Annotated in this window: 9 protein-coding genes and 8 tRNA genes; all 17 read left to right on the top strand. The window is 46.2% G+C overall.

Features of this window, described 5'->3' with window-relative positions; genetic code table 11:
• Positions 1 to 60 precede the first annotated feature (60 nt).
• The 17 genes from CWO27_RS06500 (at position 61) to luxS (ending at position 12,103) form a co-directional block, all read left to right on the top strand.
• Positions 61 to 153 (top strand) — tRNA-Ser (locus tag CWO27_RS06500).
• 89 nt (positions 154 to 242) lie between these two features.
• Positions 243 to 319: transfer RNA gene (locus tag CWO27_RS06495), tRNA-Arg, on the top strand.
• A gap of 67 nt (positions 320 to 386) precedes the next feature.
• Positions 387 to 463 (top strand) — tRNA-Arg (locus tag CWO27_RS06490).
• Positions 464 to 542: 79 nt separating this feature from the next.
• Positions 543 to 619 (top strand) — tRNA-Arg (locus CWO27_RS06485).
• A 57-nt stretch (positions 620 to 676) separates the two neighbouring features.
• Positions 677 to 753, top strand: a tRNA-Arg gene (locus CWO27_RS06480).
• Positions 754 to 811: 58 nt separating this feature from the next.
• Positions 812 to 888: transfer RNA gene (locus CWO27_RS06475), tRNA-Arg, on the top strand.
• Between the two features lie 57 nt (positions 889 to 945).
• Positions 946 to 1,022, top strand: a tRNA-Arg gene (locus tag CWO27_RS06470).
• Positions 1,023 to 1,103: 81 nt separating this feature from the next.
• A tRNA-Arg gene (locus CWO27_RS06465) sits at positions 1,104 to 1,180 on the top strand.
• 375 nt (positions 1,181 to 1,555) lie between these two features.
• Positions 1,556 to 1,813: an oxaloacetate decarboxylase subunit gamma gene (locus CWO27_RS06460; protein ID WP_107898720.1), complete on the top strand. Its 258-nt coding sequence runs from the start codon at positions 1,556 to 1,558 to the stop codon at positions 1,811 to 1,813.
• A gap of 31 nt (positions 1,814 to 1,844) precedes the next feature.
• Complete coding sequence (oadA, locus tag CWO27_RS06455) at positions 1,845 to 3,629, top strand: sodium-extruding oxaloacetate decarboxylase subunit alpha (RefSeq protein ID WP_107898719.1); 1,785 nt, start codon at positions 1,845 to 1,847, stop codon at positions 3,627 to 3,629.
• A gap of 9 nt (positions 3,630 to 3,638) precedes the next feature.
• On the top strand, positions 3,639 to 4,769 hold the full coding sequence (locus tag CWO27_RS06450) for a sodium ion-translocating decarboxylase subunit beta (protein ID WP_019825842.1): 1,131 nt from the start codon (positions 3,639 to 3,641) through the stop codon (positions 4,767 to 4,769).
• Positions 4,770 to 4,941: 172 nt separating this feature from the next.
• The gene (locus CWO27_RS06445) at positions 4,942 to 5,895 is read left to right on the top strand and encodes an NADP-dependent oxidoreductase (protein WP_107898718.1); all 954 of its coding nucleotides are present in this window, start codon (positions 4,942 to 4,944) and stop codon (positions 5,893 to 5,895) included.
• Between the two features lie 6 nt (positions 5,896 to 5,901).
• A complete protein-coding gene (locus CWO27_RS06440) occupies positions 5,902 to 6,363 on the top strand; it encodes a YqaA family protein (RefSeq protein WP_048659376.1) in 462 nt (153 codons plus the stop codon).
• 9 nt (positions 6,364 to 6,372) lie between these two features.
• Positions 6,373 to 9,231, top strand: coding sequence for a M16 family metallopeptidase (locus CWO27_RS06435; RefSeq protein ID WP_107898717.1), 2,859 nt, complete (start codon positions 6,373 to 6,375; stop codon positions 9,229 to 9,231).
• 99 nt (positions 9,232 to 9,330) lie between these two features.
• Positions 9,331 to 10,899: a glutamate--cysteine ligase gene (gene gshA, locus CWO27_RS06430; RefSeq protein WP_107898716.1), complete on the top strand. Its 1,569-nt coding sequence runs from the start codon at positions 9,331 to 9,333 to the stop codon at positions 10,897 to 10,899.
• A 10-nt stretch (positions 10,900 to 10,909) separates the two neighbouring features.
• A complete protein-coding gene (locus CWO27_RS06425) occupies positions 10,910 to 11,560 on the top strand; it encodes a transglycosylase SLT domain-containing protein (RefSeq protein WP_017629422.1) in 651 nt (216 codons plus the stop codon).
• A gap of 24 nt (positions 11,561 to 11,584) precedes the next feature.
• Positions 11,585 to 12,103 (top strand): S-ribosylhomocysteine lyase, encoded by a 519-nt coding sequence (luxS, locus tag CWO27_RS06420; RefSeq protein WP_019825850.1) that lies wholly within the window; start codon positions 11,585 to 11,587, stop codon positions 12,101 to 12,103.
• Positions 12,104 to 12,226: the final 123 nt, after the last annotated feature.

Below are 12,226 nucleotides of genomic sequence, written 5' to 3'. Positions count from 1 at the left end.
CCTCCAGGACGCGCCATTCTCTCTTCTCTTACTTGTAAGTGATGTGAGAATAATGAATTAGGTGAGGTGGCCGAGTGGCCGAAGGCGCTCCCCTGCTAAGGGAGTATGTGGTTTGTAGCTGCATCGAGGGTTCGAATCCCTCCCTCACCGCCATTCATTACAGGCCGATGGCCTTTTTTTTTCTTCGTAGCAAGAAGAATGTGATATATTTCACAACTTCATTCTTAATGAATGAACACCGTGCGTCCTTAGCTCAGCTGGATAGAGTACCTGGCTACGAACCAGGCGGTCGGAGGTTCGAATCCTCCAGGACGCGCCACTATTTAAGGGTTTATTTCTTATATGAATGAAAACCCTTGTATTGACTAAGTTGATACTAAAACCGTGCGCTCTTAGCTCAGCTGGATAGAGTACCTGGCTACGAACCAGGCGGTCGGAGGTTCGAATCCTCCAGAGCGCGCCACTATTTAGGGTTTAGTTCTTATAAGAATGTGAATCCTGATATTGATAAATCGTTCGTCGAGAATTAATATCAAAACCGTGCGTCCTTAGCTCAGCTGGATAGAGTACCTGGCTACGAACCAGGCGGTCGGAGGTTCGAATCCTCCAGGACGCGCCACTCTTTAGGGTTTCCTTGTGAACTCCTGATATTGGGAATACTGATATCGAAAACCGTGCGCTCTTAGCTCAGCTGGATAGAGTACCTGGCTACGAACCAGGCGGTCGGAGGTTCGAATCCTCCAGAGCGCGCCACTATTTAGGGTTTCTTTTATGAACCCCTGATATCGGTAATACCGATATCGAAAACTGCGCGTCCTTAGCTCAGCTGGATAGAGTACCTGGCTACGAACCAGGCGGTCGGAGGTTCGAATCCTCCAGGACGCGCCACTATTTAGGGTTTCCTTGTGAACTCCTGATATTGGAAATACTGATATCGAAAACCGTGCGTCCTTAGCTCAGCTGGATAGAGTACCTGGCTACGAACCAGGCGGTCGGAGGTTCGAATCCTCCAGGACGCGCCACTATTTAGGGCTTCTTTCTTATAAGAATGAAATCCTTATATTGATCTGTTGTTAGTAACAATGAATTGATATTAAAACCGTGCGCTCTTAGCTCAGCTGGATAGAGTACCTGGCTACGAACCAGGCGGTCGGAGGTTCGAATCCTCCAGAGCGCGCCACATTATTAGAAAAAGCCTCGTTTATACGAGGCTTTTTTTATGTCTGCTGTAAAATTGTTGCGACAATGTTAAATTTGTTCGTTGTTTAACTTGTTGTATTTAAAGTAGTTCTTGATTGCTTCTTTGTTATTCCACCTTTCTCATATCAATTCCCAGAAAAGCCCCGTTTAAGTCACAGTTTAAATATCTAAAAATGACGTATTTGACAGATTTATGTGATCTGATAGGCGAATAATTAACCTTATGTGTGCGTTATCCGTAACAGAACCTTAAACAAAATTGACAAACTTTTACCAATCGAGATAATCCATAGGTCGGGATCACTATTCGCTGAAATCCTGTACGTATGTCAGGATGACGAAGAAAGGAAGCAACATGACTAATATTGGAAGCCTGCTAGGAGATGCGGCGACTCTAATGATAACGGGGATGTCCGTTGTCTTTATTTTCCTAACTATTCTAGTTTACCTCGTTCGGTTGATGTCAAAACTGGTACCAGAAGAAGTACCTGAGCCGATCGCAGCACCTAAAAAAATTCAAAAATCACAATCAAACCCTTCAGCTGTTAGTCCACAGGTAGTGGTAGCAATTTCGGCCGCGGTTCATCAATACCGTGCGTCTACTGCTAAGTAGCATTTAAAGGATTAAAAAGGAGTTTATGAGCATGTCTAAACCACTAGCTATCACAGATGTGGTACTTCGTGACGCGCACCAGTCACTATTTGCTACTCGTATGCGTATCGAAGATATGCTGCCAATTGCGGCAGAACTGGATAAAGTCGGTTACTGGTCACTTGAGACTTGGGGCGGCGCGACGTTTGATTCGTGTATCCGTTTTCTTGGCGAGGATCCATGGGAGCGTTTGCGTGAGCTGAAAAAAGCGATGCCAAACACACCAATGCAGATGCTACTGCGTGGTCAAAACCTATTGGGCTACCGTCATTACGCGGATGATGTAGTAGAAAAATTTGTTGAACGTGCCCATAAAAACGGCATGGATGTATTCCGTATCTTTGATGCGATGAATGACGTACGCAATTTTGAAAAAGCAGTGAAAGCAACGATCGACGTTGGTGGCCATGCTCAAGGTACGTTGTCTTACACAACCAGTCCGGTTCACAACTCAGATACTTGGGTTGATCTGGCTAAGCGTCTAGAAGACCTAGGTTGTCATTCACTATGTATCAAAGATATGTCAGGTTTATTAAAGCCTTATGAAGCGGAAGAGTTAATTACACGCATTAAAGCATCGTGTGATGTTCCTCTAGCGCTACATAGCCACGCGACAACCGGTCTATCGACAGCAACAGCGGTTAAGGCCGTTGAGGCGGGTATCGATATTCTAGACACGGCTATCTCTTCAATGAGCTGTACTTACGGCCACACGCCAACTGAAACGGTTGTGGCGATGTTAGAAGGTACAGAGCGCGATACGAACCTTAAGCTTGACCAAATTGAACCCATCGCAGCTTATTTCCGTGATGTACGTAAAAAGTACGCGAAATGGGAAGGGCAGCTAAAAGGCGTCGATTCTCGCATCTTGATCGCTCAGGTTCCTGGCGGCATGTTGACTAACATGGAAGGCCAGCTGAAAGAACAAGGCGCAGCCGATCGTATGGACGAGGTTCTTGAAGAGATTCCTCGCGTACGTAAAGAGCTTGGTTATATTCCTTTGGTAACACCAACTTCTCAAATTGTCGGTACTCAAGCGGTTATTAATGTTCTAACGGGTGAACGCTACAAGAGCATCACTAAAGAGACTGCCGGTCTTCTGAAAGGTGAATACGGTCAAGCTCCTGCGGAAGTGGATGCTGGACTGCAAGCGAAAGTTCTGGATGGTGCAGAGCCGATTACTTGTCGTCCTGCTGATTTACTTAAGTCTGAAATGGATACGTTAACGACGGATCTGTTAGAGAAAGCGAAATCAGAAGGTATCTCTCTAGCTGAAGATACGGTTGATGATGTACTGACTTACGCACTCTTCCCACAAGTGGGTCTTAAGTTCCTTAAGAACCGCCGTAACCCTGAAGCATTTGAACCTGCACCAACGCTAGAAGCTGCGGCTCCAGTTGCAGTAGCTCCTGTACAAGCTTCTGGTGGTATTGAAAGCTACAGCGTGAAGGTTGATGGTCAAGTTTACGACGTTGAAGTTGGCCCACAAGGTGAACTTACATCAGTAGCGCCATCTGCAAAACCTACTCAAGCGGCTCAAACTGCACCAGTAGCAGCTTCTGACGCTGAAGCGGTTCCAGCCCCATTGGCGGGTAACATCTTCAAAGTAAATGTTCAGGCGGGTGCTGAGGTTGCTGAAGGCGACGTTCTGCTTATCCTGGAAGCGATGAAGATGGAAACGGAAGTTCGTGCTGCTCGTGGTGGTATCGTTCAAGAACTGAATGTTAAAGAAGGCGATGCAGTTACTGTAGGCGCTCCACTACTAAGCTTAGCGTAAGGGAGTACCATGGAAGGATTGATGACCTTATGGTCTGAAACAGGGATTGCTAACTTCGAGTTCGGCCAGATCTGTATGATGCTGGTCGGTTGCTTGCTGTTGTTTTTAGCAATTCGTAAAGGATTTGAACCGTTACTTCTACTACCGATTGGTTTTGGTGCTGTATTAGCAAACATCCCAAATGCTGGGTTTACTGATCCCGGTGGTTTACTGTACTACGTTTACTACATTGGTATTGAAACGGGTATTTTCCCACTGCTGATCTTTATGGGTGTTGGTGCGATGACGGACTTCGGTGCGTTGATTGCGAACCCTAAAACATTGTGGCTAGGGGCTGCGGCTCAGTTCGGTATTTTTGCAACGCTATTTGGCGCGATCTTGCTGAACTATGTTCCAGGAATGGAGTTCTCGATGGCCGATGCTTCGTCAATTGCGATCATTGGTGGTGCCGATGGCCCAACTGCGATCTTCTTGGCGAGCAAGTTATCTCCGGATCTTTTAGGTGCCATTGCAGTAGCGGCTTATAGCTACATGGCATTGGTTCCTATTATTCAGCCACCAATCATGAAGGCGTTAACGTCTCCTGAAGAGCGTAAGATTAAGATGGCTCAACTTCGTCACGTTAGCAAAGCAGAGAAAATCCTCTTCCCGCTTGCTGTACTACTGATGACGATTTTGTTCCTACCTTCAGCAACACCTCTAGTGGGTATGTTCTGTCTGGGTAACTTGATGCGTGAAGCGGGTGTGGTTGATCGCCTATCGAAAACAGCGCAAAACGAACTGATTAACGTTGTGACTATTTTCCTTGGTCTCGGTGTTGGCTCTAAGCTTCAAGCGGATACTTTCTTGAACTTAGAGACTCTAGGTATTCTTGGCTTAGGGGCGGTCGCGTTCAGTATTGGTACCGCGGGTGGTGTATTGATGGCGAAGGTTCTAAACCGCTTCTCGAAAGAGGACATCAATCCATTGATTGGTGCAGCTGGCGTATCAGCGGTTCCAATGGCGGCACGTGTTGTGAACAAGGTAGGTCTTGAAGCAAACCCTCAGAACTTCTTGTTGATGCATGCAATGGGTCCGAACGTAGCAGGTGTACTTGGTAGTGCGGTAGCTGCGGGTATTCTATTAGCGCTAGTCGGCTAATGGATTACTTAGGTCATGTATCGTTACGTTAATTGGTCGTCAATTTACGAATGAGCGGTTAACTTAGCCTTATTAAATGGTTTATAGTCAAAGGGATGCTTTCGCATCCCTTTCTTTTTATTAATTAGGGTGCTTGCTCACTAGGGCTTTTATCAATCAAGGAAATGTGGAAATGGAAAATAAACAGATTGCGATTACTCAATTCGGCGGCGTCGAAAACCTTAGTATTCAAACCAGTGCTATTCCTGAGCCTAAGGCTGGAGAAGTGGTGGTTAAAGTTTCCTTTTCGGGCATTAATCCGATTGATGTGAAAACCCGTGCTGGCCTTGGTTGGGCAGCAGCACAAAACAAAGACAACCTTCCTTGGGTACCGGGATACGATATTTCGGGTCAAATTGTCACGCTAGGCGATCTGGCTGAACGTTTTACGGTTGGTGATAACGTGGCGGGCTTTATTGGCTTTCCACTGCAAGGTGGCGGCTACAGCCAATATGTTTGTGTTCCAGAAGCGGCGTTAAGCATGGTTCCTGATTCTGTCACCTTAGAAGCGGCAGCGGCATTACCACTTGCTAGTCAAACCGCAGCACAAGCGCTAAACAAAGCCGAAGTGAAAGAAGGCGATCGCGTGCTTATCTTAGCGGGTGCTGGCGGCGTTGGTCACCTTGCGGTTCAAATTGCAGTAGCCGCAAAAGCCGAGGTTTACACGACCTGCAGTGAAGCCAACCTTGATTACCTTGCGACGTTAGGTGCTCACGCAATTAACTATAAGTTTGCGCCAGCGTCGGAAAGAGTTTCTGATGTTGATGTGCTGATTGATTTGGTCGGTGGCGATACCGCGCTTGATGCGTTGAAGTGCCTGAAAGACGGAGCAAGAGTGGTGACCGTTCCGACCCTATCTGCTGAGTTGATCTGCGAAAAAGCGACACTATTAGGTTTTACTGCATCAGGCATGTTGGTTGAGCCAACCCCTGAGCAAATGGACGCTATGCTCTACATGGTTAGTGTCGGATTACTCAAAACAGAAATTCAAGGTATCTACCAGCTAGACGAGGCGCAGTCGGCGCATCTACAGGTTGAAACCGGACACACCAGAGGCAAGGTGCTACTTAAAATGCAAGAAAGTTGATATGCAGTGCTAGAATTCTTTAACTCCCTTTTTGAAAATATCGCGCTTTGGTTCTCGGACTCAGCGCTGTGGGTACTCTTCATCAGTGGCTTCTTGAGTGCCACATTACTCCCCGGTGGTTCAGAAGCTAGCCTTGTGGCTGCATTGAGCTTAGATCATTTTTCTACCTCATCGATTATTCTGGTGGCAACATTAGGCAACACCTTAGGCGGCCTGACTAACTATTGGATTGGTTTGTGGTTGCCTAATCGAACTCAATCTGAAAAGCATGGTCATAAGGCTATGGCTTGGCTAAGCCGTTATGGCTACTGGACACTGTTATTCAGTTGGTTACCGATCATTGGTGACCCTTTGTGTCTGGCAGCTGGTTGGCTAAGAATGAAATTCATCCCTAGCGTTATTTTGATAGCGATTGGCAAGGCCGCTCGCTATAGCTTACTTGCTGCTATCTACTTCGGTTTTTTCTAAGGAGAACCTATGAAAAAGGTTTTACTAGGTACATTTTCTCTTATCGCCATTGCTGGCTGTTCTTACAATGTACCTAGCTCAACGCCCTTCTTTTCCTCGTTACCTGAAGGTGTAACTCTGTTAGAGGAGGTTAAGCCTTCTAAAGATAAAGTGGTGATTCCTTATACCAAGTATCAGCTTGAAAACGGCCTGACAGTGATTCTTTCCCCTGATGATTCTGATCCGTTGGTGCATGTTGATGTGACTTACCACGTAGGCTCTGCTCGTGAAGAGATAGGTAAGTCGGGCTTTGCTCACTTCTTTGAGCACATGATGTTCCAAGGTTCAGAGAATGTTGGTGACCAACAGCACTTTAAGATCATTACCGAGGCTGGTGGTTCGTTAAACGGTACCACTAACCGTGACCGTACCAACTACTTTGAAACTGTTCCCTCTAACCAACTTGAAAAAATGTTGTGGTTAGAATCCGACCGAATGGGCTTCTTGTTAGACGCAGTTTCTCAGAAGAAATTTGAGGTACAAAGAGGCACGGTTAAAAACGAACGAGCGCAGAGCTACGAAAATCGTCCTTACGGCTTGATGTGGGAACGCATGGGCGAAGCGCTTTACCCAGAAGGTCACCCTTACTCTTGGCAACCAATTGGTTATGTGGAAGATCTAGACCGTGTTGATGTGAATGACCTTAAGGCGTTCTTCCTACGCTGGTACGGCCCAAATAATGCGGTAGTGACTATCGGTGGTGATATCGACGTTGATGACACGCTAGAGTGGGTTAACAAGTACTTTGGCCCAATCCCTCAAGGTCCTGAAGTGAAGGCGGCAGAGAAGCAACCTGCTGTTCTAACTGAAGATAAGTACATCACCTTAGAAGACAATATTCGTCAGCCGATGGTGCTTGTGGGTTGGCCAACAACGTATCGTGGTGAAGAGACCCAAGCTTCACTGAATGCACTGTCTAACGTGTTAGGTTCAGGTACCAACAGTTACCTATATCAAAATCTCGTAAAAACGCAGAAGGCAGTCAGTGCAGGATCTTTCCATGATTGTGCTGAGCTCGCTTGTACCATGTATGTGTATGCGATGGGCAACTCAGGTGAAAAAGGCGATTTGACGGTTCTTAATAAAGAGCTGATGGATACCTTAGATCAATTTTCGAAAGAAGGTGTTGAGCAAGAGCGTTTAGACCAGATCACTGGCATGGCAGAAGCGAATGCCGTTTTCGCATTGCAAAGTGTAAAAGGCAAGGTTTCACAACTGGCATCTAACCAAACCTTCTATGGTCAACCAGATCGCATTGAATCACAGTTGGATCAAATCCGAGCGGTGACTCCAGAAAGCGTAAGTAAAGCCTACCAAGATTTCATCGAAGGTAAGCACAAGGTGACCTTGAGTGTGGTGCCTAAGAAGCAACTTGATTTAGCGGTTCGTGAAGCGACCTTTACTACGCCTCCACGTACTTTGCCTGAATACAGCAAGGTGACAGAAGACCAGCTGGATTTCAGAAAAGCACCGAACACTTTTGATCGCAGCGTGATGCCAGAAGTGAACTTTGGTGTTGAAGCAACGATGCCTGATTTGTACCGCATGCACTTTGCCAACGGCACGGATTTGATTGGTACTGTGACTAGTGAAACACCGACCGTACAGCTACAGATTCAACTTCCAGCGGGCGAGCGTTATGTTCGTAAAGGTCAAGAAGGCCTAGCGAACCTAACCGCTTCTATGATGGAAGAAGGCTCGACCAAACGAACCGTTGAAGAGTTACAGGCGACCTTAGATAAACTTGGTAGCAGCGTGAGCATTAGCGCGGGCAGCTACACCACGGATATTTCAGTCTCGACACTAGAGAAAAACTTGTCTCAAACCTTAGCGATCGTGCAAGAGGTTCTATTCGAGCCTAAGTTCGATGAGCAAGATTTCGAGCGAGTTAAGAAACAGATGCTAGAAGGCGTTGTGTATCAGCACCAGCAGCCAAGCTGGATGGCATCTCAAGCAACCCGTGAAGTACTGTTTGGTGATAGTATTTTTGCTCGCGCGAGTGACGGCACCAAGGCGTCTTTGTCGAAACTTACCCTAGACGATGTGAAAAAATTCTATGCACAACATTACACACCAGAAGGTGCCAATATTGTTGTTGTGGGAGACATCTCGAAGAAAGAGGCAGGGAAACAGCTACAATTCTTTGAACAGTGGCAAGGCGATGCGGCACCACTAACGCGTCCACAGATCGTCAAAGAGCTTTCAGGTCAGCACCTGTATTTGGTCGACAAACCGGGTGCGCCGCAAAGCATTGTTCGCTTGGTGCGTAAAGGCCTGCCATTTGATGCGACGGGTGAATTGTATTTGAGTCAGCTAGCTAACTTTAACTTAGCGGGTAACTTCAATAGCCGTATCAACCAGAACCTACGTGAAGACAAGGCGTACACTTACGGTGCAAGCGGTTACTTCGCAAGTACTCGAGAAACTGGCGCAGTGGTATTTAGCGCGCAGGTAAGGGCGAATGCGACGGTTCCATCGATTCAAGAGTTTATTAATGAGTTGAACGAGTTTAGTCAAAGTGGATTAACTGACGAAGAGGTGAAATTTATGCGCCTCGCCGTCGGTCAACAAGATGCGCTTAAATACGAAACGCCAAGTCAAAAGGCTGGGTTGTTGAGTAATATTGTCGCATTGAGCCTTGATGAAGATTACCTACAACAGCGTAATCAGATAGTTGAAACGGTTTCAAAAGAAACCTTAAACGAGCTATCGAAGAAATGGTTCGACCCGAATGATTATCAAATAATCGTTGTTGGTGACGCGACTTCGCTTCGCCCGCAATTAGAAAAGTTAGATATTCCAATAGAAGAGCTTGAAATCATTCGTTAGAGTACACATTAAAGGGGGAGGGAAGAGACTCTACTTTTCTCCTCCAACCTAATTTATGATAGTTCTAATCAGAACAATATAAGATAAGTGAACTGAATTTTGACTGATTTTGCTGCGCGACTAAAGCAAGTTGCAACCAACCCTAAGACCTTCTCTCAATTCGGTCGTGGTGTTGAAAGGGAAACATTACGCTACACGGAAGATGGGCACCTTGCTACTGGGCCGCACCCTGAGGCTTTGGGATCTGCGTTGATGAACGAATGGGTAACGACCGATTTCTCTGAGTCGCTACTGGAATTTATCACGCCTGTTTCTAACGATGTTCCGACGCTTTTGAATCAGTTGTCTGATATCCATCACTTCACGCAAACCAAGTTAGACGGCGAAAAGCTATGGCCGCTTTCTATGCCTTGTTACGTTGGCAGTGAAGATTACATTCAACTAGCGCAATACGGCACCTCTAACAACGGTAAGATGAAGACGCTATATCGTGAAGGCTTAAAGCGCCGTTACGGTAGCTTGATGCAGATTATCTCTGGTGTTCACTTCAACTTCTCTTTCCCAGAAAGCTTTTGGGATAGCCTGTTTGGAGAGCAAACAGAAGAAGCGCGTTGTGAAGCTAAGTCAGATGCTTACTTCGGTTTGATTCGTAACTACTACCGCTTTGGTTGGTTAATCCCATACTTCTTCGGTGCTTCACCTGCGCTATGTTCTTCTTTCATCAAAGGAAGAGATACAAGTCTGCCTTTTGAAAAGATTGGCGAGACACTGTATCTACCAAAAGCAACGGCACTGCGCCTGAGCGATCTTGGTTACACTAATAGTGCGCAAAGTGTATTGAAGATTGGTTTCAACAGCCTAGACCAATACCTTGAAGGTTTGAATCAAGCGATTCGCACACCATCAGAAGAGTTCGCTGAGATTGGCACTAAGGTTGACGGTGAATACCGTCAGCTAAATAGCAATGTACTGCAAATTGAGAATGAGCTGTATGCTCCAATCCGTCCTAAGCGTGTGGCGAAGAGTGGTGAGAAACCATCTGAAGCTCTCGCTCGTGCTGGTGTTGAGTACATTGAGGTTCGTTCTTTAGACGTAAACCCATTCAGCTCAATTGGTATCAATGAGCAGCAAGTTCGCTTCTTGGACCTATTCCTTACGTGGAGTGTACTAACAGACTCTGCCGAGATGGATAACTGTGAACTTGAGTGCTGGCGCGATAACTGGAACAAGGTGATCCTAGAAGGTCGTCAGGTTGGTTTAGAGCTGCAAATCGGTTGTCATGGTGAGCGATTGTCTCTGCAAGATTGGGCGAAGCGTGTCTTTAAAGACCTACGCTCTATTGCCGAGATGATGGACGCTGAACAAGGTGGTCGTGCATACCAAGAAACCTGCGATACGCTTGAAGCTTGGATTGATAACCCAGAGCTGACCATTTCTGGCCAGTTGCTAGAAGAGACTAAGAAGTTAGGTGGCTTAGGTAAAGTGGGCTGTGCGTTAGGTAAAACGTATGCAGAGCAGCACAAAGCACACCAATACAAAGTTTACTCAGCTGAGTTGATGGAAGCAGAAGTTCAACGCTCTGTGACTGCTCAGCAACAAAGTGAAGAAGCAAGCACTCAAGATTTTGATAGCTTCTTAGCGGATTATTTTTCGTATTTAAAAGCATAGCGAGACTTTGGTGGAAAGGAAGCAAGCCTTATTAGGTCAGCCTACTCGTGTGAGTAGTAAATGGTTACCTGTGGTGACTGTTGGTGTTGTCTCTAGCCTATTGGTTGGATGTGCAACGCCACCGCCAAAGCAACAAGATAATTTGTGTAGCATCTTTCGAGAGCACCCTTCATGGTATGAAGATGCTTTGGATATGCAAGAAGAGTGGGGCACGCCGATTAACGTTGCGATGGCTTTTGTGAAACAAGAGAGTAGCTATCGTCATGATGCGCGCCCACCTAAAGATTACATTCTTGGCTTTATACCGTGGGGGCGTGTAAGCAGTGCCTACGGTTATGCACAAGCTCAAGATCCTGCTTGGGAAGACTTCCAAAAGGCGACCAATAACGGTGGCTCAAGAACCAACTTTGATGATGCATTGATGTTCATCGGTTGGTATACCAGCGAGACGCGTCGTCAATTGGGCATCTCACTGTGGGACCCGTATAACCAATACCTAGCTTATCATGAAGGCCGTGGTGGTTATAAGCGTAAGTCATACAACAGCAAGCCATCGTTGATTAAGGTGGCGCGCAAAGTCGAACAGCAAGCAAAAGATTATGGATGGCAGCTGAAACAGTGCCGCAAAGAACTAGAAGACAATCGAAGCTGGTTTTTCTAAAGCCAGACGTCATGGAGAAGAGCAATGCCTTTATTAGATAGTTTCACTGTTGATCACACACGCATGAACGCACCAGCAGTTCGTGTTGCTAAAACAATGCAAACCCCAAAAGGGGATACCATCACTGTGTTTGACCTGCGTTTTACTGCGCCAAACAAAGACATCCTATCTGAGAAAGGTATCCATACTCTAGAGCACCTATACGCTGGTTTCATGCGTAATCAATTGAACGGTTCAGATGTAGAGATCATCGATATTTCACCGATGGGCTGTCGTACTGGTTTCTACATGAGCCTGATTGGCACGCCTACAGAGCAACAAGTAGCTGACGGTTGGTTGGCAGCGATGCAAGACGTATTGAAAGTTGAGAGCCAGAATAAGATCCCTGAGCTGAACGAATACCAATGTGGTACCGCAGCAATGCACTCTTTGGATGAAGCGAAAGAGATCGCGAATGCGATCATCGCTGCAGGCATCTCTGTAAACAAGAATGATGAACTGGCACTGCCAGAGTCTATGCTGCAAGAGCTTAAAATTGACTAATCACTTTTCACCTTGAGTGTGGTGAGTTAGATGTTAAAAGGCCCGATTCAATGAATCGGGCCTTTTGTTTATGTGAGGTATTAGTGATAACTCAGTTGGCCGTTCTTACGGTAATGAACAGTA

This window comes from Vibrio sp. 10N.286.51.C3, assembly GCF_003050065.1.
Lineage (GTDB): Bacteria > Pseudomonadota > Gammaproteobacteria > Enterobacterales > Vibrionaceae > Vibrio > Vibrio crassostreae.
The sequence above is the reverse complement of the archived record's forward strand: the minus strand, read 5'-3'. Positions and strand labels throughout refer to the sequence as shown.

Excerpts from the sequence above, each read along its gene's own strand:
- oadA (WP_107898719.1), top strand. The coding sequence starts at position 1,845 with ATGTCTAAACCACTAGCTATCACAGATGTGGTACTTCGTGACGCGCAC.
- CWO27_RS06435 (WP_107898717.1), top strand. The coding sequence starts at position 6,373 with ATGAAAAAGGTTTTACTAGGTACATTTTCTCTTATCGCCATTGCTGGC.
- luxS (WP_019825850.1), top strand. The coding sequence starts at position 11,585 with ATGCCTTTATTAGATAGTTTCACTGTTGATCACACACGCATGAACGCA.
- CWO27_RS06445 (WP_107898718.1), top strand. The coding sequence starts at position 4,942 with ATGGAAAATAAACAGATTGCGATTACTCAATTCGGCGGCGTCGAAAAC.
- CWO27_RS06460 (WP_107898720.1), top strand. The coding sequence starts at position 1,556 with ATGACTAATATTGGAAGCCTGCTAGGAGATGCGGCGACTCTAATGATA.
- CWO27_RS06450 (WP_019825842.1), top strand. The coding sequence starts at position 3,639 with ATGGAAGGATTGATGACCTTATGGTCTGAAACAGGGATTGCTAACTTC.